The organism is Streptomyces sp. PKU-EA00015, assembly GCF_013387495.1.
GTDB lineage: Bacteria > Actinomycetota > Actinomycetes > Streptomycetales > Streptomycetaceae > Streptomyces.
Genome location: NZ_JABZEE010000038.1, coordinates 43571 through 63467, shown reverse-complemented (window position 1 = coordinate 63467; position 19897 = coordinate 43571). Strand labels below are relative to the sequence as shown.

The 19897-nt window shown below is 70.9% G+C and carries 16 protein-coding genes and 1 riboswitch; of the genes, 10 read left to right on the top strand and 6 right to left on the bottom strand.

What is annotated here, in order from left to right; translation table 11 throughout:
- Positions 1 to 7: 7 nt before the first annotated feature.
- From HW130_RS23455 to HW130_RS23435, 5 genes are all read left to right on the top strand, one after another.
- On the top strand, positions 8 to 2134 hold the full coding sequence (locus tag HW130_RS23455) for a type IIA DNA topoisomerase subunit B (protein ID WP_177151650.1): 2127 nt from the start codon (positions 8 to 10) through the stop codon (positions 2132 to 2134).
- Positions 2135 to 2240: 106 nt separating this feature from the next.
- Complete coding sequence (locus HW130_RS23450; protein WP_309140541.1) at positions 2241 to 3401, top strand: sensor histidine kinase; 1161 nt, start codon at positions 2241 to 2243, stop codon at positions 3399 to 3401.
- Positions 3398 to 4072, top strand: a complete 675-nt coding sequence (locus HW130_RS23445) for a response regulator transcription factor (protein ID WP_177151649.1) — start codon at positions 3398 to 3400, stop codon at positions 4070 to 4072. Before HW130_RS23450 ends, HW130_RS23445 begins: the two co-directional genes overlap by 4 nt.
- Before the next feature lie 98 nt (positions 4073 to 4170).
- Entirely contained in the window at positions 4171 to 4650 is a 480-nt protein-coding gene (locus HW130_RS23440) for a DUF485 domain-containing protein (protein WP_177151648.1), read from the top strand.
- Positions 4647 to 6248 (top strand): cation acetate symporter, encoded by a 1602-nt coding sequence (locus HW130_RS23435; protein ID WP_177151647.1) that lies wholly within the window; start codon positions 4647 to 4649, stop codon positions 6246 to 6248. The genes HW130_RS23440 and HW130_RS23435 overlap by 4 nt, the downstream gene beginning before the upstream one ends.
- A 120-nt stretch (positions 6249 to 6368) precedes the next feature.
- Here HW130_RS23435 and HW130_RS23430 read toward each other — a convergent pair whose 3' ends face one another.
- From HW130_RS23430 to HW130_RS23415, 4 genes are all read right to left on the bottom strand, one after another.
- Positions 6369 to 7049, bottom strand: coding sequence for a response regulator (locus HW130_RS23430; protein WP_177151646.1), 681 nt, complete (start codon positions 7047 to 7049; stop codon positions 6369 to 6371).
- Entirely contained in the window at positions 7046 to 8728 is a 1683-nt protein-coding gene (locus HW130_RS23425) for a sensor histidine kinase (protein ID WP_177151645.1), read from the bottom strand. The genes HW130_RS23430 and HW130_RS23425 overlap by 4 nt, the downstream gene beginning before the upstream one ends.
- 212 nt (positions 8729 to 8940) lie before the next feature.
- Positions 8941 to 9177, bottom strand: a complete 237-nt coding sequence (locus HW130_RS23420) for a hypothetical protein (protein ID WP_177151644.1) — start codon at positions 9175 to 9177, stop codon at positions 8941 to 8943.
- A gap of 116 nt (positions 9178 to 9293) precedes the next feature.
- Positions 9294 to 9941, bottom strand: a complete 648-nt coding sequence (locus HW130_RS23415) for a DUF6082 family protein (RefSeq protein ID WP_177151643.1) — start codon at positions 9939 to 9941, stop codon at positions 9294 to 9296.
- A 277-nt stretch (positions 9942 to 10218) separates the two neighbouring features.
- On the opposite strand from HW130_RS23415, the gene HW130_RS23410 reads away from it, so the two are divergent.
- Positions 10219 to 11337, top strand: coding sequence for a GTP-binding protein (locus HW130_RS23410; RefSeq protein ID WP_309140540.1), 1119 nt, complete (start codon positions 10219 to 10221; stop codon positions 11335 to 11337).
- Here the strand turns inward: HW130_RS23410 and HW130_RS23405 are convergent.
- Positions 11334 to 13784, bottom strand: coding sequence for a DNA topoisomerase (ATP-hydrolyzing) subunit A (locus HW130_RS23405; RefSeq protein ID WP_177151641.1), 2451 nt, complete (start codon positions 13782 to 13784; stop codon positions 11334 to 11336). The two genes, HW130_RS23410 and HW130_RS23405, sit on opposite strands and share 4 nt — an antisense overlap.
- A 242-nt stretch (positions 13785 to 14026) precedes the next feature.
- Between HW130_RS23405 and HW130_RS23400 the strand changes: the two genes are divergently transcribed.
- The 4 genes from HW130_RS23400 (at position 14027) to HW130_RS23385 (ending at position 19284) form a co-directional block, all read left to right on the top strand.
- Entirely contained in the window at positions 14027 to 15397 is a 1371-nt protein-coding gene (locus HW130_RS23400) for a pitrilysin family protein (protein WP_177151718.1), read from the top strand.
- Positions 15398 to 15414: 17 nt separating this feature from the next.
- Positions 15415 to 16782, top strand: a complete 1368-nt coding sequence (locus tag HW130_RS23395; protein ID WP_177151717.1) for a pitrilysin family protein — start codon at positions 15415 to 15417, stop codon at positions 16780 to 16782.
- Between the two features lie 231 nt (positions 16783 to 17013).
- Positions 17014 to 17172: riboswitch (cyclic di-AMP (ydaO/yuaA leader) on the top strand.
- Positions 17173 to 17185: 13 nt separating this feature from the next.
- Complete coding sequence (locus HW130_RS23390) at positions 17186 to 17965, top strand: M23 family metallopeptidase (protein WP_177151640.1); 780 nt, start codon at positions 17186 to 17188, stop codon at positions 17963 to 17965.
- Between the two features lie 641 nt (positions 17966 to 18606).
- Positions 18607 to 19284 carry a GntR family transcriptional regulator gene (locus HW130_RS23385; RefSeq protein WP_177151639.1) on the top strand — a complete coding sequence of 226 codons (678 nt, stop codon included), beginning with the start codon at positions 18607 to 18609 and terminating at the stop codon, positions 19282 to 19284.
- 198 nt (positions 19285 to 19482) lie between these two features.
- On the opposite strand, the gene HW130_RS23380 is transcribed toward HW130_RS23385, so the two are convergent.
- Positions 19483 to 19764: an HPr family phosphocarrier protein gene (locus HW130_RS23380; RefSeq protein ID WP_177151638.1), complete on the bottom strand. Its 282-nt coding sequence runs from the start codon at positions 19762 to 19764 to the stop codon at positions 19483 to 19485.
- Positions 19765 to 19897: the final 133 nt, after the last annotated feature.

Genomic DNA, 19897 nt, shown 5'->3' with positions numbered 1-19897 from the left:
GAACCGCGTGACCGCCGAAACGTCCGTGCCGTCCACAGCGCTGCTGACCGCAGACCGTGACGGTTCCAACTACACCGCGCGGCACCTGCTCGTCCTGGAGGGTCTCGAAGCGGTCCGCAAGCGGCCCGGCATGTACATCGGGTCCACCGACAGCCGCGGCCTGATGCACTGCCTGTGGGAGATCATCGACAACGCCGTGGACGAGGCCCTCGGCGGCCACTGCGACCACATCGAGGTCATCCTTCACGAGGACGGGTCCGTCGAGGTCCGGGACAACGGCCGCGGCATCCCGGTCGACGTCGAGCCCAAGACCGGCCTGTCGGGCGTCGAGGTCGTGATGACCAAACTGCACGCCGGCGGCAAGTTCGGCGGCGGGTCGTACGCGGCCTCCGGCGGTCTGCACGGCGTCGGCGCCTCTGTCGTGAACGCGCTCTCCGCGCGTCTCGACGTCGAGGTGGACCGCGGCGGCGCCACCCACATGATCAGCTTCCGGCGCGGCGTGCCCGGCATCTTCACCGAGTCCGGCCCCGACGCCCCCTTCGACCCGGCCAACGGGCTCCTGAAGGGCAAGCGCGTGCCGAAGGCCCGCACCGGCACCCGCGTGCGGTACTGGGCGGACCGCCAGATCTTCCTCAAGGACGCCAGGCTCTCCCTGGAGACGCTCCACCAGCGCGCCCGGCAGACCGCCTTCCTCGTCCCCGGGCTCACCATCGTCGTGCACGACGAGCGCGGACCGGCGGGTGGCGACGGCGAAGGCAAGAGCGTGGAGACGTTCCGCTTCGACGGCGGGATCAGCGAGTTCTGCGAGTATCTGGCGCAGGACAAGGCGGTCTGCGACGTGCTGCGGCTGAGCGGCCAGGGCACCTTCAAGGAGACCGTCCCCGTCCTCGACGACCGCGGTCACATGACCCCGACCGAGGTCACCCGCGAACTCGGCGTCGACGTCGCCCTGCGCTGGGGCACGGGCTACGACACCACGGTCAGGTCGTTCGTCAACATCATCGCCACCCCCAAGGGCGGCACCCATGTCACCGGCTTCGAGCGCTCGGTGACCAGGACGGTCAACGAGGTCCTGCGCTCCGCCAAGCTGCTGCGCGTCGCCGAGGACGACATCGTCAAGGACGACGCCCTGGAGGGCCTCACAGCCGTCGTGACCGTCCGGCTCGCCGAGCCCCAGTTCGAGGGCCAGACCAAGGAGGTCCTCGGCACCTCGGCCGCCAACCGGATCGTCGCGAACGTGATCGCCAAGGAGCTCAAGGCCTTCCTGACCTCCACCAAGCGGGACGCGAAGGCGCAGGCCCGCGCCGTCCTGGAGAAGGCGGTCGCCGCCGCCCGTACGCGCATCGCGGCCCGCCAGCACAAGGAGGCGCAGCGCCGCAAGACGGCCCTGGAGTCCTCGTCGCTGCCGGCCAAGCTCGCCGACTGCCGCAGTGACGACGTGGAGCGCAGCGAGCTCTTCATCGTCGAGGGAGACTCCGCGCTCGGCACGGCCAAGCTGGCGCGCAACAGCGAGTTCCAGGCGCTCCTGCCGATCCGCGGCAAGATCCTCAACGTCCAGAAGTCGTCCGTCTCGGACATGCTGAAGAACGCCGAGTGCGGCGCGATCATCCAGGTCATAGGGGCGGGCTCCGGCCGCACCTTCGACATCGACGCGGCGCGCTACGGCAAGGTCATCATGATGACGGACGCCGACGTCGACGGTTCCCACATCCGGACCCTGCTGCTCACGCTCTTCCAGCGGTACATGCGGCCGATGGTGGAGGCCGGCCGGGTGTTCGCCGCTGTTCCGCCGCTGCACCGGATCGAGCTGATCCAGCCGAAGAAGGGCCAGGACAAGTACGTCTACACGTACTCGGACAACGAGCTGCGGCAGACGCTGCTCGAGTTCCAGCGCAAGGGCGTCCGCTTCAAGGACTCCATCCAGCGCTACAAGGGCCTCGGGGAGATGGACGCGGACCAGCTCGCGGAGACCACGATGGACCCGCGTCACCGTACCCTGCGCCGGATCAACATCGGCGACCTGGAGGCCTCCGAGCAGATCTTCGACCTGCTGATGGGCAATGAGGTCGCGCCCCGCAAGGAGTTCATCACCAGCTCGGCGGCCACCCTCGACCGCTCCCGCATCGACGCCTGACACCCACCCGGGGGTGGAGACGGGCTCCACCCCCGCTTCCTCCCCCGGCCCGATCCGGCGCGGGTCCTCGCCTCCGTAGCATCGGCGCGGACGGAGGAGGACATGGGTGCCCGGCAGCAGATGGACCGAGTGGCCGACGCGCGAGGCGCTGTCCCGGATCGGGATCCCGAAGGCGCGTATCGCGCTGGACATGGCCATGCTCCTCGGCCTGGCCGGCTGGGCCGTGTACAGCTCCTACGCATCCGGTGCGTTCCACGGCTGGAGTGCTGTGCTGCCGCCGCTCGGGCTCGCCGGCTGCGCAGCGGCTGTCATGCGCTTCCACCTGACCACGCTGGCCAACCGGCTGCTTCCCTCGCTGGGGCTGCTGGCGGTCCTGTGCGCGGTGGGGGCCGGATCCTTCGCCGCCGGGGCCGACGTTCCCGCGGTGGTGCTGTGGATCAGTTGCTGCGTGATGGCCATGGCGCGAATGCCGCTCGCCGCGGCGCTGGGCACGGTCGCCGTGCAGTTCGTCGGGTTCGTCCTCACCGACGACAGCCGGTGGGGCGCATGGGTCACCACCGCGGCGGTGATGCTCGCCGGTTACTCCCTGCGGCTCGACGCCCACGCCAAGGGCACCGGGTACCGGCTTCTCGCGCAGGAGCGGGCGGCTCGCGAGGCCGAAGCGACGTCGGCGGCCCTCGCCGAGCGGGCCCGTATCGCCCGGGAGATCCACGACGTGCTCGCGCACAGCCTCTCCGCGCAGCTCGTGCACCTGGAGGCGGCCAGGCTGCAGATCGAGCGAGGCCCCGAAGGCCCCTTCCGGGACAAGATCCTTGAGCGGGTGGTCGCGGCGCGCGCCATGGCCCGGGAGGGGCTGGCCGAGACCCGGCAGGCACTGTCGGCGCTGCGGGGCGAGATGGCGCCGGTGGAGGACTACCTTCGCGAGCTGGCTGCCGCCGACGGGGCACGGACCGAGGTCACGGGGGAGCGGCGGCGGCTGCCCGCCGAGGCATCGCAGGCCGTACGGAGAGTCGCCCAGGAGGCCCTGACCAACGTGCGCAAGCACGCGCCCGGAGCCGAGGTGCGCATCGTGCTGGCCTATCTGGAGGGGGAAATCGCCTTGGAGGTGCGCGACTTCGGGGCGCGGCAGAAGACCGGTGATCTCATGGCATCAGGCGCCGGATACGGTCTGCTGGGGATGCGCGAGCGGGCGGAACTGGCCGGCGGCACCCTGGACGCGGGACCGGAGGGGGAGGGGTTCGTGGTGCGGCTGCGGGTGCCGGTATGAGCGAGCGGATCGCCAGAGTGGTCGTTGCCGACGACCAGGCAGTGGTGCGCGAGGGCATCGTGATGCTGCTGGGGCTGCTGCCCGGCATCGAGGTCGTCGGCTCGGCCAGGGACGGGGAGGAAGCGGTCCGGCTCGTCGCCGAACTGGCCCCCGACATCGTGCTCATGGACCTGAGGATGCCGCGCTGCGACGGCGTGGAGGCGACCCGCCGGATCCGCGCCGAGCACCCCGCGACACAGGTCGTGGTGCTCACCACCTACGCGGACGACGACTCGCTCTTCCCGGCACTGCGGTCAGGGGCGCGCGGCTATCTCACCAAGGACGCGGACGGGGACGAGATCGTCCGGGCCGTCCAGGACGTCATGGCGGGCGGAGCGGGCCTCTCACCGGTCGTGCAGCAGCGGCTGCTGGAACAGGTCACCGCCGAGCCGCCGGCGGTCGGGCCCCGCCTGCCCGACGGCCTGACGACCCGTGAGGGCGAGGTGCTCACCCTGATCGCCGAAGGCCTGGCAAACGCGGAGATCGCGGGTCGGCTGGGCATCTCCACGGCGACGGTGAAGACGCACATCAACAATCTCTTCGCGAAGGCCGGTCTGCACGACCGCGCGCAGGCGGTTCGGTACGCCTATCGGGAAGGGCTTGCTCAGCCACCGAGGACGGGCATCACCTGATGGAGTGAAGAGCCCGGGGAGAAGAGTCCGAGATCTTCTCGCTTTGTCCATTCTTGTGCATGCGGGCCGAAACGGTTCGCTGACAAGGAGAGTTGAGCGTGGACGAGAAGGAAGGGCAAGGCGCGTCGGCGGTTCGGGTCGAGGACCCGTGGTACGACACGCCGGCCTCCGGCTGGGGCGATGTGGACGGTACCGGCGGGCGGGTCCCCGTGACCCCGCCGGCGTCCGCGCAGCAGGGCGAGAGCGGTCCGAGCACTGCCGAGATCTATCTGGAGGTGCAGCGCAGCGCCGCTTTCCAGGAAGTACGCCGCCGCTACCGGCGGTTCGTCGTGCCTGCATCCCTCGCCTTCTTCCTGTGGTACCTCGCCTACGTGGTGGCCGCGACCACCGCACCGGACCTCATGGCCCGCCCGGTCGCCGGCGCGGTCAACGTGGCGATGGTGGCAGGACTCGCCCAGTTCCTCACCACGTTTCTGCTGACCTGGGCGTATGCCCGCCATGCCTGTCGGCGGCGCGACGATGCGGCGCTCGAACTGCGGTGGGAAACCCAGGAGATGACCCGGGGGGCCGGGCGATGAGCGGCGACCACCAGGCACTGGCGCTGCTGCTGTTCAGCGCGTTCGTCGCCGTCACCCTCGGCATCACGACATGGGTGAGCCGCCACAGGCACGGGTCGGCCGAGGAGTTCTACGCGGGCGGGCGGCTCTTCTCCCCGATGGAGAACGGTTTCGCCATCGCGGGCGACTACATGTCGGCCGCTTCCTTCCTCGGCATCTCCGGACTCATCGCCCTGTTCGGCTACGACGGAATGCTCTACTCCGTCGGGTTCCTGGTCGCCTGGCTCGTCGTTCTCTTCCTCGTCGCGGAACTGGTGCGCAACTGCGGCCGGTTCACTCTCGCCGATGTCGTCGCCTCCCGGCTGAAGGAGCGACGCGTGCGCATCGCGTCGGGAACTTCCTCGGTCACCGTGTCCGTTCTCTATCTGGTGGCGCAGATGGTGGGAGCCGGGTCCCTCGTCGCGCTGCTGCTGGGCGGGACGAGCGAAGCCGCGCGCTCGTGGACCGTCGTCGGCGTGGGTGCCCTGATGGTGATCTATGTGTCGATGGGAGGGATGCGAGCCACCACCTGGATCCAGATCGTGAAGGCCGTGCTGCTGATGGCGGGCGCCATCGCGATGACCGTGCTCGTGCTGATGCGGTTCGGCGGTGACATCGGCCAGTTGCTCGACTCCGCTGCCGAGCGCAGCGGACACGGCAAGGAGTTCCTCTCACCCGGGCTCCGGTACGGGGGCGACTGGACCGCGCGTCTGGACTTCATCAGCCTCGGCCTGGCATTGGTGCTGGGCACGGCAGGACTGCCGCACATCCTGTCGCGCTTCTACACCGTGCCGACCGCGCGGGCCGCCCGCCGCTCGGTCGTCTGGGCCATCGGCCTCATCGGCAGCTTCTATCTGATGACGATCGTTCTCGGCTTCGGCGCCGCGGCCGTGGTGGGCGCGGACGAGGTACGGGCGTCGAGCGCCGCCGGGAACACCGCCGTGCCGCTGCTCGCCCTCGACCTCGGCGGGGGAGCGGGCTCGACCGGGGGCACCGTGCTCTTCGCGGTGGTCGCCGCCGTGGCCTTCGCGACGATCCTCGCGGTCGTCGCGGGCATCACACTGGCGTCCTCTGCCTCGGTCGCGCACGACCTGTACGCAACCCTGCGTCGCCCGGCCGGCCAGGAGGGCGGAGGGTACAGCGAGGTGGCGGTCGCCAGGATCGCGGCGGTCGGGATCGGCGCCGTCGCCATCGGGCTCGGACTGCTGGCCCGCGACCTGAACGTGGCCTTCCTGGTGGGGCTGGCGTTCGCGGTCGCCGCGTCGGCGAACCTGCCCGTCCTGCTCTACTCGCTGTTCTGGCGGAAGTTCACCACCCGCGGGGCGGTGTGGTCGGTCTACGGAGGTCTCATCCCTTCGGTGCTGCTCGTGGTGCTGTCACCGGTGGTGTCCGGGAGCCCGCAGGCGCTCTTCCCGGGCATGGACTTCCACGTCTTTCCGCTGGAGAACCCAGGTCTCGTCTCGATCCCCCTCGGCTTCCTCGCGGGCTGGATCGGTACTGTCACGTCGTCGGAGCCGCCGGACTCGGCCCGGCATGCCGAGACCGAGGTGCGGGCGCTGACCGGGGCGGGTGCCGTGTAGCGGGCTGCCGGTGCGGCCCGCCGACGGTCCCTCCGGCAGCCGAGCCGTCGATCAACCGGCTCCGGTCAGAAGCATGTGACGTGGCGTCCGAGCCTGCCCGTACCGCACACCGGAGGCGGTTCAGCTGCTGGTCGTCCAGGAGTAGCGGTGTTCGGGACGGCCGGTCTCGCCGTACTTGAGGCTCAGCCGCACGCGGTCCGCCCGTTCCAGCAGCTTCAGGTAGCGCTGTGCGGTCTGCCGGCTCATCCCCGCCCGTTCCGCGATCTCCTGGGCCGAGAGCGGGCCCTCGGCGGCCAGCAGGACCTGGCGCACCACTTCGGCCGTCGTCGGTGAGTGCCCCTTGGGAAGTTCGGGCGCGACCGACCGTGCCGACAGGGTGCCGAAAATGCGGTCCACCTCGGCCTGCTCCGCCTCGCCGCCCTCGTCGAGGGTGCGCCGCAGCGTCGCGTACGCCTCCAGCTTGGTGCGCAGCCCGGCGAAGTTGAACGGCTTCACCAGGTACTGGAGGGCGCCATGACGCATCGCGGCCTGGACCGTCGCCACGTCACGGGCCGCAGTCACCATGATCACATCGGTCTGATGGCCGAGACGACGCAGCTCCCGGACCACGGCGAGGCCGTTCTCGTCCGGCAGATAGTGGTCGAGCAGGATCAGATCCACGGGCGTCTCGGCGATACGGGTCAGTGCCTCGGCGGCCGAGTGGGCGATCGCGGCGACCCGGAAGCCCGGCACCTTGGCGACGTAGGCCGCGTTGATCTCCGCGACCCGGACGTCGTCGTCCACGACCAGTACGTCGATCATCGTGTCTCTCGCAACGCCTCGGCGGCGGCCGTCGGCATCTCCGCCGCTCCCATTGCCGCGAGCGGCTGCTCGGTCAGTGCCTCCGGCAGGACGACGGTGAACTCGGCGCCGCCCGCGGCGGCTTCGCTCACCACCGCCGCGCCGCCCTGCCGCTCGGCGAACCTGCGCACCAGCGCCAGCCCCAGCCCGCGCTTGCCGTGCGCGGGCAGCTCCTTGGTCGACCAGCCCTCGGTGAAGATCAGCTCACGCCGCTCGTGCGGGACTCCGGGTCCGCTGTCCGCGATGCGCAGGACGACGGTGCGGTCCTCCGCGTGCAGCTCCACCTCGACCGAAGCGTCCGGCGTGCCCGCTGCCGCGTCCAGCGCGTTGTCGACGAGATTGCCGACGACGGTCACGAGTCCGCGCGGATCGACCAGCCGGTCGGGCAGCAGCGTCGCGGGCGCGATGCGCAGCGACACCCCGCGTTCGGCCGCCACGGTCGCCTTGCCCACGAGCAACGCCGCCAGCAGCGGATCGTGGATCTTCTCCGTGACCTGCTCCGCGGTCGCCCGGTGCACGCCGACGACCTCAGTGACGAACTCCACGGCCTCCTCGTGCATCTCCAGTTCGAGCAGACCGAGGAGGGTGTGCATCCGGTTCGCGTGCTCGTGGTCCTGGGCGCGCAGAGCGTCGATCAGGCCTCGGGTCGAGTCGAGTTCCCGGCCCAGCTGTTCCAGTTCGGTGCGGTCGCGCAGCGTGACGACGGCGCCTGCGTCGTCGGTCGGCATCCGGTTCGCGATCAGTACCCGGCTGCCCCGTACGGTCAACAGGTCCTCGCCGCTGACGCGGCCCGCGAGCACCTCGGTCGTACGGCCTTCGCCCAGCACCTCGTCCAGCGGCCGGCCGGTGACGTCGGGGCCGACCCCCAGCAGGCGCTGTGCCTCGTCGTTGAGCAGCCGGATCCTGCCGGTCCGGTCGAGGGCCACGACGCCTTCGCGGATGCCGTGGAGCATGGCCTCGCGTTCGGCGAGCAGGGCGGAGATGTCGGAGAAGGCGAGGTCGTGGGTCTGCCGCTGGAGCCTGCGGGAGATCAGGTAGGCCGCCAGCGCGCCGACGGCCAGCGCACCGCCCGCGTACGCGATGAGTCCCGGGATGGCGGCGAGCAGCCTGGCGCGGACGCTGTCGTACTCGATGCCGACCGACACGGCCCCGACGATCCGGCCCTCGTCGTCCTTGAGCGGCACCTTGCCCCGCGCGGAGCGTCCCAGGGTGCCGCTGTCGATCTCCATCACCTCACGGCCGGCGAGAGCCTCGCTCGGGTCGGTCGAGACGATGCGCCCGATCTCGGAGGGTGACGTGTGCGACCAGCGCACGCCGTTGTCGTCCATGACGACGATGTACTCGGCGCCGGTGGAGACCCGGATCCGCTCGGCCTCCTTCTGCACCGGGCCGTCGGCGGACGGGCGGGTGCCGGTCACCTCGTCGGCGAGCTCGGGGGAGGCGGTGGTCTGCGCGATGGCCAGGGCGCGCCGCATCGCCTGGTCGTCGAGCTGGGAGCTGAGCGGCGCGAGGAAAAGGCCGGTGGCCAGCGCGGTGACGCCGGTGGCGATGGCCAGCTGCATGAGCAGGACCTGGGAGAAGACCCGCTGCGGCCAGCCGAACCGCCGTCGCCGGGCGGGGGTGGTCGGTACGGGGCTCATGCCTACGAACGGTAAACGGCGCGGCCCGCTTTTCGAAATGGACGATTCCGTACCCGGCCCGCACACGACGACGCCGCACGAGGCGATCCGCGCACGGCCCCTCCGCGCCCCGGGGACTCGGGAGGCTCGGAACGCCGAGGCGGTTCACGGGGCCGGAACGACGACGTGCTCGGCACCGGTCGGCGCCGAGCACGTGCGGTCCCCGCCGGCCGTTACGCGTCGGGGATGTCGGCCTTGGCTCTGATGAGCGTTTCGCGACTGATGATCACGATGCGCTCGTAGTCCGCGCGGGCGGCGTCGGCGGGAAGCTCCTTGTCGAGGTCTTCCGTGGCCTCGGTGCCGATCACGGCGAAGCGGCCGTCGCTGAGCTCGAAAATGTCCGGGCAGGTCTGCCCGGACAGGCTTCCGCGCTCGCGAGGGGACGCTCCGATCCTACGAACGATCTTCACTGGCGCCGATCCTTGTGTGTGGGAGAGGGGTTGACACGGCTGGGGCGCAGTGTGCCACGACCGGGCCACTGCGGCCTCCGTTTACACACAGGCGAAACGACGGCTTTGCTCCTCGGTCACCCCGCCGGGCGTTCGTCGATCACCCGGTCGACCATCCGCCCCAGTTTCGCCTCGACCGACTCGTACGGCAGCTCGGCGCGATGCTGCCTTGTCTCTCGCCAGTACTCCCGGAAGAGAGGGCTGCGGCAGATCACCTTCACATGGCCGTTCAGGTCCCGCTCGCTGGTCGAGCCGATCCGGTAGGCGTGCAGCAGGTTGCCGTAGAGAGCGTTGGCGTACAGATACTGACGCCGGCGCACCGGCGGGACATGGTCACCGTACGCGTTGAGCACCTCGGCGAGATCCGGATCGTCCATGGCTTTGGACAGCAGCTCGAACTGGAGCCGGTGCTGGCTCGTGATGTCGGCGCGCCGCTGGTAGCCGTTGGCGGCCTCCATGTGCTGAAGCTGGGTGGCCAGGCTGGAGTTCTGCCGGCGGAGCTGGCCGTGCTGAACGATCATGGCGACGAGGACGGCGCCGAAGGCGAGGCCGGAGAAGACGGCGTTCGCGGCGGAGACGTCGGTGTCGGGCGCAAGCGCCTCCATCGTCGAACTGATGGCGAGGCTGAGCGCGGCGACCAGTCCCACCACGCCGGTCGCCGAGGCGATGACCAGCGCGATACCCGCCGCCACCCCCCGCTGGTGCCCATTTCCCTGTGTGCTCATGTCAACCCCCGAGACAGGCGACCGGGCACCGGACCGGGCGGAGTGCGGGCGCAGCGCACCGGTGAGCGGTCGTCGACTGCATGACTGCCGACTCCCAGAGTGCCGAGCGGCTCTGACCGGCGGGGAGGCGGAGACGACGGCGCACGGAGGGAACGCCGAGGCGTTCCTTCCGGGACCGTGTCGAATGTGTGCCCGGTACGCGCTGCTAACAATCGTTCACTTCGCGTGCGCCCTTATCCTGGGCCGCCGGAGCAGTCCAACCGTCCGAGGTGCAGCAGTGAGCCCGAGCAGGTCCCAGATCCCCGTGGTCGTCCTCGCGGGCTTCCTCGGATCAGGAAAGACCACGCTGCTCAACCACCTGCTGCGCCGCAACGGCGGCAACCGCATCGGTGTCGTCGTCAACGACTTCGGGTCGATCGAGATCGACGCCATGACTGTCGCCGGGCAGGTCGGTTCCACGATCTCCCTCGGCAACGGCTGCCTGTGCTGCGCCGTCGACGCGAGCGAGCTGGACGACTATCTGGACAAGCTCACCCGCCCCTCGGCGCGGATCGACGTCATCGTCGTCGAGGCCTCCGGGCTGGCCGAGCCGCAGGAGCTCGTGCGGATGATTCTCGCCAGCGACAACCCGCGGATCGTGTACGGAGGGCTCGTCGAGGTCGTCGACGCCGCCGAGTTCGACGACACCAGGGCCCGGCATCCCGAACTCGACCGGCACCTCGCCGTCGCCGACCTCGTCGTCCTCAACAAGACCGACCGCGTGGACGAAGCCGGACAGGAGCGGCTGCGGGACACGCTCGCCGAGCTCACCGGGGCCACACCCGTCGTCTCCGCGCAGTACGGACGGGTCGACCCCGCCCTGCTCCTGGACCCTGCCGTACGGCCCGAACGGGAGGAGAAGGTCCGTCAGCTCTCCTTCGAGGACCTGTACGCGGAGGCGTACGACCGCGAGCACGGCCACGGGCACGAAGGGCATCTGCACGCCGCGTACGACAGTGTCTCCGTCGCCCTCGACGTACCGGTGCACCCGCGACGGCTCATGGCGTTCCTCGACTCCAGGCCCGCCGGCCTGTACCGGATCAAGGGCTTCGTCGACTTCGGCGCGGCGGATCCGCGCAACCGGTACGCCGTCCACGCGGTCGGGCGCTTCCTGCGCTTCTCCCCGCAGCCCTGGCCGGCCGGTGAGCCGCCCATGACGCAGCTCGTGCTCATCGGCTTCGGCATCGACACCGCGGGGCTCCGCAAGGAGATCGAGGCCTGCGCGCTGAGCGGACCCGAGGACCGCCCCGACGAGCGCAGCATGTGGGGCGTCCTGCGCTACGTGCCCACGGAGCCGGACGGGGTGGACGAGCCGGGGGAGCCGGACGGGACCGGCACCCCCGACCGGGAGCTCTAGCTCGCGGGACCCGCCAGGACCGCGACCGGTGACGTCAGCGGCGTGCCCGAGCCGTCACGGCGCGGGTCGAGCTCCGGCAACTGCGCCGGTGCGCCGTTCTTCTGCGCCGCGCGCGCCGGGGCTGCGCCGGCCCAGGCCAGGACCAGCATGTCCTCGCCCTTCAGGAAGCGCTGGCAGCGCACACCTCCGGTGGCGCGCCCCTTGCGCGGGTACTGGTCGAACGGCGTGAGCTTCGCCGTCGTCGGAGCCTCGTCCAGCGTGCCCTGTGAGCCGGCCACCGTGAACACCACCGCGTCCCCGGCCGGGTCGACCGCGGTGAACGAGATCACCTCGGCACCCTCCGCCAGCTTGATACCGGCCATACCGCCGGCCGCCCGGCCCTGCGGCCGCACCTGCGCGGCGGGGAAGCGCAGCAACTGCGCGTCGGAGGTGATGAAGACCAGGTCCTCCTCGCCCGTACGCAGCTCCGTGCCGCCCACGATCCGGTCCCCGCCCCTGAGCGCGAAGACCTCCAACTCGTCCTTGTTGGCCGGATAGTCGGGGACCACCCTCTTGACCACGCCGTGCGCGGTGCCGAGCGCGAGGCCCGGCGAGGACTCGTCCAGCGTGGTGAGACAGACGACCTGCTCGTCCGCCTCCAGCGTCAGGAACTCCGCGACCGGCGCACCGCCCGCCAGGTTGGGATCGGACGCCGTGTCCGGCAGCTGCGGGAGCTCGATCACGGACAGGCGCAGCAGCCGTCCGGCCGACGTCACCGCACCCACCTCGCCGCGCTGCGTCGTGAGCACCCCCGAGACGATCACGTCGTGCTTGGTGCGCTTGGTGCCGTGGTCCACCAGCGGCTCACCGGTGGCGGTGCGTGCCAGCAGGCCCGTCGAGGACAGCAGCACGCGGCACGGGTCGTCCGCGACCTGGAGCGACGCGGCGGGCGCGGGCGCGCCCGCGGACTCCAGCAGCACCGTGCGCCGCGGGGTCCCGAACTTCTTGGCCACCGCAGCGAGTTCGGAGGAGACCAGCTTGCGCAGCTCGGCGTCCGACTCCAGGATCCGGGTGAGCTCCTCGATCTCGCTGTTGAGCCGGTCGCGCTCGCTCTCGAGCTCGATCCGGTCGAACCTGGTCAGGCGCCGCAGCGGAGTGTCGAGGATGTACTGCGTCTGGATCTCGCTCAGCGAGAAGTGCTCGATCAGGCGTTCCTTGGCCTGGGCGGAGTTGTCGCTGGAGCGGATCAGGCGGATGACCTCGTCGATGTCGAGCAGGGCGACGAGAAGTCCCTCGACCAGGTGGAGCCGGTCGCGGCGCTTGGTGCGGCGGAACTCGCTGCGCCGGCGCACCACGTCGAACCGGTGGTCCAGGTAGACCTCCAGCAGTTCCTTCAGTCCCAGCGTGAGCGGCTGGCCGTCCACCAGCGCCACGTTGTTGATGCCGAAGGACTCCTCCATGGGTGTCAGCTTGTACAGCTGCTCCAGGACGGCCTCGGGGATGAAGCCGTTCTTGATCTCGATGACCAGGCGCAGGCCGTGCTGCCGGTCCGTGAGGTCCTTGACGTCGGCGATGCCCTGCAGCTTCTTCGCCGAGACCAGGTCCTTGATCTTGGAGATCACCTTCTCGGGACCGACCGAGAAGGGCAGTTCGGTGACGACCAGGCCCTTGCGGCGGGCGGTGACCGTCTCGACGGACACGGTGGCGCGAATCTTGAACGTGCCGCGGCCGGTCTCGTAGGCGTCCTTGATCCCGCCGAGGCCGACGATCCGGCCGCCGGTCGGCAGGTCGGGGCCGGGCACATGGCGCATCAGCGCTTCGAGGTCGGCGTGGGGATATCTGATCAGGTGCCGGGCCGCGGCGATGACCTCGCCCAGATTGTGCGGGGGCATGTTGGTCGCCATGCCGACCGCGATGCCGGAGGCCCCGTTGACCAGGAGGTTCGGGTAGGCGGCGGGGAGGGCGACCGGCTCCCGCTCCTGGCCGTCGTAGTTCGACTGGAAGTCGACCGTGTCCTCGTCGATCGACTCCGTCATCAGACTCGTGGCGTCCGCCATGCGGCACTCGGTGTACCGCATGGCGGCCGGCGGGTCGTCGTTGCCCAGCGAGCCGAAGTTCCCGTGGCCGTCGACGAGCGGCAGGCGCATCGAGAACGGCTGCGCCATGCGCACCAGGGCGTCGTAGATCGACGCGTCGCCGTGCGGGTGCAGCTTGCCCATCACCTCGCCGACGACGCGGGCGCACTTCACGTAGCCGCGGTCGGGGCGCAGGCCCATCTCGTTCATCTGGTAGACGATGCGGCGGTGCACCGGCTTCATGCCGTCGCGGGCGTCGGGCAGGGCGCGGGAGTAGATCACCGAGTACGCGTACTCGAGGAAGGAGCCCTGCATTTCGTCCACGACGTCGATGTCGAGGATCCTCTCCTCGAAATCGTCCGGCGGTGGGGTCTTCGTGCTGCGGCGGGCCATCGCGGCTGCTGCTCCTTCACGTACCAGGCTGGATCTGACGCCGACCATTGTGGACCGTCCCGCTGACAACGTGGACCGCGACCCGGGCACGGGGCTCGCCGCGGCCCCGCGGCCGCGTCCCCCACGAGCGGGCGAACAACGCCGACCGGCGGCCGGGAACTTCGCCAGGTGGCAGCACGCTTGCATACAGTGGCAGGTCTGGCAGCACATTCAGCATCGCGATCGAAGGGACGTACATGCCCATGGGTCACACGGCCACAGCTCAGGCCGACTCCGGCGGCCTGACAGCGACCGAGCACCGCCTGGCCAACGGCCTGCGCGTCGTGCTCTCGGAGGACCACCTGACCCCGGTCGCCGCGGTCTGCCTCTGGTACGACGTCGGCTCCCGTCACGAGGTCAAGGGCCGTACAGGACTCGCCCACCTCTTCGAGCACCTCATGTTCCAGGGCTCGGGCCAGGTGAAGGGGAACGGCCACTTCGAGCTCGTCCAGGGCGCCGGCGGCTCGCTGAACGGCACGACCAGCTTCGAGCGCACCAACTACTTCGAGACCATGCCCGCCCACCAGCTGGAGCTGGCGCTCTGGCTGGAGGCCGACCGCATGGGCTCGCTGCTGGCCGCGCTCGACGACGAGTCGATGGAGAACCAGCGCGACGTCGTCAAGAACGAGCGCCGTCAGCGCTACGACAACGTGCCGTACGGCACGGCGTTCGAGAGGCTGACCGGCCTCGCCTACCCCGAGGGCCACCCGTACCACCACACGCCGATCGGCTCGATGGCCGACCTCGACGCGGCGACCCTCGAGGACGCCCGCACCTTCTTCCGCACCTACTACGCGCCGAACAACGCGGTGCTGTCGGTCGTCGGTGACATCGATCCGCAGCAGACGCTCGCATGGATCGAGAAGTACTTCGGCTCCATCCCGTCCCACGACGGCAAGCAGCCCCCGCGCGACGGCTCCCTGCCGGACGTCATCGGCGAGCAGCTGCGCGAGGAGATCGTCGAGGAGGTCCCCGCCCGCGCCCTGATGGCCGCCTACCGCCTCCCGCACGACGGCACCCGCGAGTGCGACGCCGCCGACCTGGCGCTCACCGTCCTCGGCGGCGGCGAGTCCTCGCGGCTGCACAACCGCCTGGTGCGCCGCGACCAGACGGCCGTCGCCGCCGGGTTCGGGCTGCTGCGCCTGGCCGGTGCCCCGTCGCTCGGCTGGCTGGACGTCAAGACGTCCGGCGGCGTCGAGGTCCCGCAGATCGAGGCCGCCGTCGACGAGGAGCTCGCGCGGTTCGCGGCCGAGGGCCCGACGCCCGAGGAGATGGAGCGCGCCCAGGCCCAGCTCGAGCGCGAATGGCTCGACCGGCTCGGCACCGTTGCCGGCCGTGCCGACGAACTGTGCCGTTTCGCCGTCCTGTTCGGCGACCCGCAGCTGGCGCTGACCGCCGTGCAGCGCGTCCTCGACGTCACCGCCGAGGAGGTGCAGGCGGTCGCCGAGGCCAGGCTGCACCCGCGCAACAGGGCCGTCCTGGTCTACGAGCCCATCTCCGCCGACGACAGCGACATCAGCGACGAGGCCGCGGCGGCCGACGAGAACGACGAGCACAAGGGGGCGGACCAGTGAGCGACGCTGCCGTGACCATGGACTTCCACCCGCAGCCCACCCCCGGCACCGCCCGGCCCTGGGCCTTCCCGGCCCCCGAGCGCGGCACCCTGGACAACGGGCTGACCGTGCTGCGCTGCGACCGCCCCGGCCAGAAGGTCGTCGCCGTGGAGATCCTCCTCGGCGCGCCCCTGGAGGCGGAGCCCGAGGGCCTCGACGGCGTCGCCACGATCATGGCCCGTGCCTTCTCGGAGGGCACCGACAAGCACAGCGCCGAGGACTTCGCCGCCGAGCTGGAGCGCTGCGGCGCCACGCTCGACTCGCTCGCCGACCACCCCGGTGTCCGCGTCTCGCTGGAGGTCCCCGCCTCCCGGCTGCCCAAGGGGCTCGGTCTGCTCGCCGACGCCCTGCGCGCCCCCGCCTTCGCGGCGGGCGAGGTCGACCGGCTCGTCCGCAACCGCCTCGACGAGATCCCGCACGAGATGGCCAACCCGGCCCGCCGCGCGGCCAAGCAGCTCTCCAAGGAGCTCTTCCCGTCGTCCCTGCGCGTGTCCCGGCCGCGCCAGGGCACCGAGGAGACGGTGGCGAGGATCGACTCCGCGGCCGTACGGGCCTTCTACGAGGCGCACGTTCGGCCGTCCACGTCGACCGTCGTGATCGTCGGCGACCTCTCCGGGATCGATGTGGACGCCGTCCTCGCCGAGACCCTCGGGGCCTGGACGGGCGACAAGGCGGCCACCCGGCCCGTGCCGGCCATCACGGCCGACGACACCGGCCGGGTGTTCATCGTCGACCGCCCCGGCGCCGTGCAGACGCAGTTGCTGATCGGCCGTACCGGCCCCGACCGCCACGACAGCGTCTGGCCCGCCCAGGTGCTCGGCACGTACTGCCTGGGCGGCACGCTGACCTCCCGGCTCGACCGCGTCCTGCGCGAGGAGAAGGGCTACACCTACGGCGTACGGGCCTTCGGCCAGGTGCTGTTGTCCGCCCCGGACGGCTCGGGCGCCTCGATGCTGGCCATCAGCGGCTCCGTGGACACGCCGAACACCGGCCCCGCGCTGGAGGACCTGTGGACGGTGCTGCGCACGCTGGCGGCGGAGGGGCTCACCGACGCCGAGCGCGACGTCGCCGTGCAGAACCTGGTCGGCGTCGCCCCCCTGAAGTACGAGACCGCGGCGTCGGTCGCGGCCACGCTCGCCGACCAGGTCGAGCAGCACCTCCCGGACGACTACCAGGCGCAGTTGTACGCCCGCCTGGCCGAGACGGGCACGGTGGAGGCGACCGCGGCGGCGGTCAGCGCGTTCCCCGTGGACCGTCTGGTCACGGTGCTGGTCGGCGACGCGGCGCAGATCGAGGCCCCGGTCAGGGCGCTCGGGATCGGTGAAGTGACCGTCGTCACGGGCTGATCGAAGGCCGCGCATCAGGAGAAGACGCGCAGAACGGGTGCGATGCATCCAAACGGAACCCCGGCTTCGAGTTGTATGCCGGGGTTCCGTGCTATGCCCGGTTTGTTGGGGAGGTGGCCTGTCTGCCCTGTGGCATGCGCTACAAAAGGGGCTGTCTGTTTGGTGATCGGCGGATGAACTGCCTAGCGTCGGTCCGGCTGTCCGCCTGGATCACGCCGCACCCGCGGCATCGGACAGTCATCGCCGAGTCCCCTTCAGGCGCGAGCCCGGGGAGCCGGGGACCCAGTCCCCTGGGGTGAATCGGACGCCTTCGCCCGCGCGGAGGGGCCCGTAGGAGACCTTCCTGCTCCGAACCCGTCAGCTAACCCGGTAGGCGAGAAGGAAGGAAAGGACCAGCCTTTTCATGGCGTTCACCCGTGCCACCGGGAAGCACCGTGCCCCGAGCCGTCTGACGCGCAGGAGCCGGAACATCGCCGGCGTCGCGACTCTGGCCACCACCGGCGTCATCGGAAGCCTCGCCTCCCCGGCGCTCGCCGCCGACGCGGAGCCCTCGGTCGAGGACACCGGCCTCACCCAGATCGTCTCCATGGGGTCCATCGCCGACGAGATCGCCGACCAGGCCGCCGCCCAGAAGCAGGAGGCCGCCGAGGCGGCCGCCAAGGCCCGGGCGAAGGCGAAGGCCGAGGCCGAGGCGAAGCGCAAGGCCGAGGCGCGCGCGAAGGAGGCCCGCGAGGCCAAGGAGCGCGCCGCCCGTGAGGCCGAGCGCCGCCGCCTGAACTCCTTCCGGCTGCCGGTCGCCGGCTCGTTCGTGACCACCGGTTACCAGGCCGGCGGGTCCCTGTGGTCCTCCGGCAGCCACTCCGGCGTCGACTTCCGCGCCGCCTCCGGCACGTCGGTCGTGGCCGTGGGCGCCGGCACCGTCGTCGAAGCCGGCTGGGGCGGCGCGTACGGCAACAACATCGTCCTGCGCATGAACGACGGCACGTACACCCAGTACGGCCACCTGTCGTCGATCAACGTCTCGGTCGGCCAGCGGGTGATGCCCGGCCAGCAGATCGGCCTCTCGGGCTCGACCGGCAACTCGACCGGCCCGCACCTCCACTTCGAGGCCCGGACCTCGCCGGAGTACGGCTCCGACATGAACCCGGTCGCGTATCTGCGCGCCCGCGGCGTCAGCGTCTGACCCGACGTCCTCGCGAAGACCCCCGGCGTACGCCGGGGGTCTTCGCGCTTCCGTGACAGAGCCTCGGGCGCCCGGCAGCCTCCCCGTCCGCCGCCGGTGCGTTCGGCTGTACGCGGCGTACCGCTCGGCGGACGCCCCTGCCGCCGACTGCGCTCGGCGTCCGGCACCGCTCGTCCCGACCGCGAGGCCAGTCCCGCCGGCCCGGTCGGCCCTGGTGGCCCCGGTTGTGTACGACGGCCGGTTTCCGGCGCTGCCGGGGCGGCTGTACCGCGGTCGTCCGTCGGCCCCGTGGCCGGATGCGAGCCGTGGGGCCCCGGTTGTATGCGACGGCCGGCGTCTCGCACCGCGGGCGGCCGGCCGGATGCTACCTCCGGTAGCCGCAGCGCGATCCGCGGTGGGGCGCGGTCCGCGGGACCGCCGGAGACGGCCCGAGGTCCGGCGGACCCTGCCGCAGCCGTCGTGGGGAGCCTGCCGCCTCCCCGGTCCGGCGACGCGAGAGGCGGCGATCCAATACGTCGTTTCCGGCCAAAAGATATCCATGGATTCCGGTCGGCCATCGGAAAATCCCGTGGACTGGAATAGAGTCACCGGACACGAGTCAATCGGCTGCGTTTCGCGCGGATCAAGGCGGAGGTTCGGACATGCGCATTCCCGCGCACTCTGTATGCACAGCGATCCGCGACGACATCGTCTCCGGTGTATTCGAGCGGGGCAGCCGGCTCACCGAGGAGAACCTCGCGCGCCGCTACGGGGTCTCCCGCGTCCCGGTCCGCGAGGCCCTGCGGACCCTGGAGTCGGAGGGCTTCGTCGTCACCCGCCGCCACGCCGGCGCGCACGTCGCCGAGCCCACCGAGCAGGAGGCGGCCGACCTGCTGGAGATCCGCATGCTGCTGGAGCCGCTCGGTGCCGCGCGTGCCGCCCAGCGGCGCACCGAGGCCCATCTCAAGGTGCTGCGCGGCCTGGTGAGGCTGGGTCAGGAGAGAGCACGCCGCGGGCAGGGCGAGGACCTGCGCTCCCTGGGCGCCTGGTTCCACGAGACGCTCGCGCAGGCCTGCGGCAGCCCGGGGCTGACGGCCCTGCTGACCCAGCTGCGGCACAAGATCGCCTGGATGTACGCCGTCGACCAGCCGGCCGTGCCCGTCGAGTCCTGGGCCGAGCACGGCGCGATCGTTGACGCGGTGGCGCGCGGAGACGTGGAAAGGGCCCGGGCGCTCACGGCCCTCCACGTGGAAAGGGCGGCGGCCGCGCACCGGCTGCGACGCCCGGACCGGGTGAGGACTTCGCAACATTCCGTAAACATTGCGAGCGTCCGAAATTAACAATCGAGCCGTATACAAGAAGGGTTTATTCGAGAGTCTTCTCGGGGCCCTGTTTTTGGCCCGCCAGAATTCATTTGTGCCGGGACGGAACGGGAACGGATAAAGCCGCGGGTTCCTCAGTCGTGGAACGCCGCGGCTTCGCCGTGGTTCTCGCGCGCTCGGCCGGACGGGCCGGAGAGCCGGAATCGCGTCGGAGGGTCAGACCGTCTCGGGCAGCTCGTCGAGGCCCTCGGCCACAAGCTTGGCCAGACGGTCCAGCGCGGCGTCGGCGCCGTCCGCGTCGGAAGCCAGCACGATCTCCTCGCCGCCCTGCGCGCCGAGGCCCAGCACGGCCAGCATGGAGGCGGCGTTGACGGGGTTGCCATCGGCCTTGGCGATCGTCACCGGAACGCCGGCGGCCGTCGCGGCACGAACGAAGATGGAAGCGGGGCGGGCGTGAAGGCCCTCGGCCCAGCCGACATTGACGCGACGCTCAGCCATGGTGTTGCCCTTCAAGTCTCAACGGGTTGTCTAGACCAGTCTCTCATGCGCTCCGACGTGCTTCCGTCGGCGTCCGGATGGTGGTCACGGGCCCCGCGGAGCCCTCTCAGCGTGCCCGTCCACAACCACCCAC

Excerpts from the sequence above, each read along its gene's own strand:
- HW130_RS23445 (WP_177151649.1), top strand. The coding sequence starts at position 3,398 with ATGAGCGAGCGGATCGCCAGAGTGGTCGTTGCCGACGACCAGGCAGTG.
- HW130_RS23435 (WP_177151647.1), top strand. The coding sequence starts at position 4,647 with ATGAGCGGCGACCACCAGGCACTGGCGCTGCTGCTGTTCAGCGCGTTC.
- HW130_RS23430 (WP_177151646.1), bottom strand. The coding sequence starts at position 7,049 with ATGATCGACGTACTGGTCGTGGACGACGACGTCCGGGTCGCGGAGATC.
- HW130_RS23425 (WP_177151645.1), bottom strand. The coding sequence starts at position 8,728 with ATGAGCCCCGTACCGACCACCCCCGCCCGGCGACGGCGGTTCGGCTGG.
- HW130_RS23415 (WP_177151643.1), bottom strand. The coding sequence starts at position 9,941 with ATGAGCACACAGGGAAATGGGCACCAGCGGGGGGTGGCGGCGGGTATC.
- HW130_RS23405 (WP_177151641.1), bottom strand. The coding sequence starts at position 13,784 with ATGGCCCGCCGCAGCACGAAGACCCCACCGCCGGACGATTTCGAGGAG.
- HW130_RS23400 (WP_177151718.1), top strand. The coding sequence starts at position 14,027 with ATGGGTCACACGGCCACAGCTCAGGCCGACTCCGGCGGCCTGACAGCG.
- HW130_RS23395 (WP_177151717.1), top strand. The coding sequence starts at position 15,415 with ATGGACTTCCACCCGCAGCCCACCCCCGGCACCGCCCGGCCCTGGGCC.
- HW130_RS23390 (WP_177151640.1), top strand. The coding sequence starts at position 17,186 with ATGGCGTTCACCCGTGCCACCGGGAAGCACCGTGCCCCGAGCCGTCTG.
- HW130_RS23385 (WP_177151639.1), top strand. The coding sequence starts at position 18,607 with ATGCGCATTCCCGCGCACTCTGTATGCACAGCGATCCGCGACGACATC.
- HW130_RS23380 (WP_177151638.1), bottom strand. The coding sequence starts at position 19,764 with ATGGCTGAGCGTCGCGTCAATGTCGGCTGGGCCGAGGGCCTTCACGCC.